This is a genomic window from Streptomyces niveiscabiei, from assembly GCF_001419795.1.
GTDB classification, from domain to species: Bacteria; Actinomycetota; Actinomycetes; order Streptomycetales; family Streptomycetaceae; genus Streptomyces; species Streptomyces niveiscabiei.
The window spans coordinates 1-2,625 of the sequence record NZ_LIRL01001031.1 but is presented as its reverse complement, the minus strand read 5'-3'; the positions used below and the strand labels follow the sequence as shown (position 1 = coordinate 2,625).

At 68.8% G+C, this 2,625-nt stretch carries 2 protein-coding genes and 1 pseudogene; all 3 read right to left on the bottom strand.

Features of this window, described 5'->3' with window-relative positions; genetic code table 11:
• Positions 1-118: 118 nt before the first annotated feature.
• Complete coding sequence (locus AOK24_RS39180; protein WP_055724694.1) at positions 119-1,402, bottom strand: tyrosine-type recombinase/integrase; 1,284 nt, start codon at positions 1,400-1,402, stop codon at positions 119-121.
• Between the two features lie 87 nt (positions 1,403-1,489).
• A complete protein-coding gene (locus tag AOK24_RS39175; protein WP_055724693.1) occupies positions 1,490-1,702 on the bottom strand; it encodes an excisionase family DNA-binding protein in 213 nt (70 codons plus the stop codon).
• Positions 1,703-2,161: 459 nt separating this feature from the next.
• Positions 2,162-2,625: pseudogene (locus AOK24_RS39170) on the bottom strand (ATP-binding protein); the annotation flags it as partial.

The following is a 2,625-nucleotide window of genomic DNA, read 5'->3' as shown; positions in this document are numbered from 1 at the left end:
TTGGAAAGCGTGTTGGGGGCAACCCCTCACGAGTTCGAATCTCGTATCCTCCGCCAGTGCCTCACCGGGCACGATGTCGAAGGGCCCCACCTCAGGGTGGGGCCCTTCGACGTTGTCCTCAGACCTCGTTGTCCTGGTTTTTGTCCACAGCGGGTGTCTCCGGGGGTCCCCAGATGGCTTCGGCGATCTTCCGGGCGACGTCCTTGAGCATGGCGTCCGGCACGTGCAGGTAGCGCGCCCTCATGCTCACGGAGGTGCCCGGCTCCCATCCCATGATCTGGTCGATGACGCGGTCCGGGACACCGAGCAGCATGAGCACGGTCGCGGCCGTGTGCCGGGCGTCGTGCAGCCGGGCGTCCCGAACACTGGCGTCTTCCAATAGGTGCTTCCAGTCGTGATAGTCCGTGTTCGGGCTGAGCGGGCCACCCAGGGGCTTGGTGAACACGTAGTCCGATTCGGTCCACAGGTCGCCGGCCGCTTTGCGCTCGCGCTTCTGGATCTCGGCGTGTGCGCGGAGCATGGCGACCAGTGGGCCGGGCAGGGGGACGGCGCGGCGGCCGGCGCGGGACTTGGTGTTCTTGGTCTCGCGGCGGGTCTGCTCCCTGCTCGGGCAGTACCCCGCCTTCCTGCCGCACGGCGAGGATTCCGGGCACCCGTGCTTGTACCGGGGGCGCAGACGGTTCCGGCGCAGTTTGAGGTACTCGTTATCCAGGTCGACGTCTACCCAGCGCAGTCCGAGCGTCTCGCCCTGCCGCAGACCGAGCGCCAGCGCCAGCACCCAACGGGCGCTGTTCCGGCGCTTGTTGGCTTCGAGCAACAGGCACTGGACTTCTTCGACGGAGTAGGGCTCTACCTCGTTCTCGTCCTCTTCCATCCGGGGTGGCTTCGCCAACGACGCGGCGTTCTTCGCCGCGTAGCCGCGCCGTACCGCCTCCCCCAGCGCGGTTCGGGCGGTGCGGTGGACCTGGTGAGCCGTACCGGCCTTGCGCTCCCCGTTCGCCTGCATTCGGCGGTACAGGCTTTCCAAGTGCTCGGGCTGCAAGCGGTCGAGGCGGTGCTTGCCGACGCCGGGAACGAGATGGACGCGAACGGCGACCTCGTAGCCGTCGTACGTGTTCTCGCTGACGGTCGGCTTGGCGATGTTCTCGACCCAGTGGAGCAGCCACTTTCCGACCGTCCACAGCTTTCCGGGCTGTTGGGCCGTGCCCTGGTCGCGCTGCTTCTCCAGCCGCTTGACCTCATCTTTCAGGGCGTCTTCCGTGGTGCGGGTGATGTGCCTGCGGTAGGGCTCCCCGTCGTCCTTGTAGCCCATCGGGACGCGGGCGTGCCAACGGCCGTCCGCTCCGAGGTAGATCGCCGTTTCGCCGTTGGCGCGGCGGGTCCGCTTCTTTTCCTCTGCCACAGGCAGGCTCCTGCTTTCGTGCGTGTCGGGGTGGAGATGGGGCCGGGGCGGCGGGCCCCTGTCGGAGAGCCGCCGCCCCGTGCGTCGTCAAGCGGCGCGTTGGGCGGTTCGGAGGCGGGCCGCGTAGGCGGCGGGCGCGTCGGCGGGGACGCGACGGAGTCGGCCGACCATGACGGACTCCAGTTCTCCGGTGCGGATGAGTTCGAAGCAGGTGGTTCGGCCGATGCGGAGTCGGCGGGCGGCTTCTTCGACCTTGAGGAGGACCAAGGTGGTGTCTTCGGCGGGGTGGGCCGTGGACATGGGCGTGTCGCTCCTTCGGCTCATGGGAGGGGGCGTGTGTGTCCGAAGCGGGGATTTCTGCGTCATCGCGTCACCTGCGTCAACCAGGGTTCTGACCTGCGGGTTTGGGTGACGCAGCGCGGTAGGGGGTGCGTCACCCGTGACACGGGCCGTCCGTCAGGGGGTGACGCAGTGACGCGGGATGACGCGGGATTCACGGTCTGCGTCACCGGATGTCGCCGCAGGTCAGGGGCCGTCTGTCGGGCCTGTGGTGACGCGGTGACGCAGATCTTCCCTGCTTGGGAAAAAGAAAAGGGGGGTGGTGTCTGTGGTTTTACGTCCGGTCAGGGCTTGAAGAAGGGGCCGCTTCGCGGCGCGACTTGTGCAGGGCGGCGGTGCCGCCGAACAGCAAGAGGAGCACCCCCGGCCCGGCGTGCTCCTCTTGCTTGTCCGCCGCCCGCCTGGCCGGGCGGGCGGGCGTCAGAAGGCGGTCTGCTGCGCGGGCGGCGGGGGCGGGGCTTGGCGGCCAATCTCGATGTAGCGGGCGGCGCTGGTGCGGCCCCAGTCGACCAGGACGCCGCGTGCGGCCAGGGTGGGCTGGATACGCCTGAGCCGGTCGGAGAGGACTTTGCCGGTGGTGGGCCAGCCCTTGGGCAGGGGACGGCATTCCTCACCGCTGTAGAGGGCGGTCAGGTGGTGCAGCCATTCCGCCGACGTCATCCGGACCTCTTCGCCCGGGGCGAGTTCGGCGGCGTACTTGAGGACCGTCTGTGCCAGGAGGTCGCCCTCGATGACGTCGTCGTTGAGGTCGTCGAGGCTGGCCCGGTACGCCTCCAGGGTTCCGAAGCCGGTGGCGGTGTCGAGCTGTGCGCAGAGGTGGGCGAAGTCGGCCATGCGCAGGTCGGTCGGGGTCTCGGCCTGTGCGGCGCGGACGGTGACGGTGA

Bases quoted from the DNA above. Each gene is read 5' to 3' on its own strand.
- AOK24_RS39175 (WP_055724693.1), bottom strand. From the start codon at position 1,702: ATGTCCACGGCCCACCCCGCCGAAGACACCACCTTGGTCCTCCTCAAG.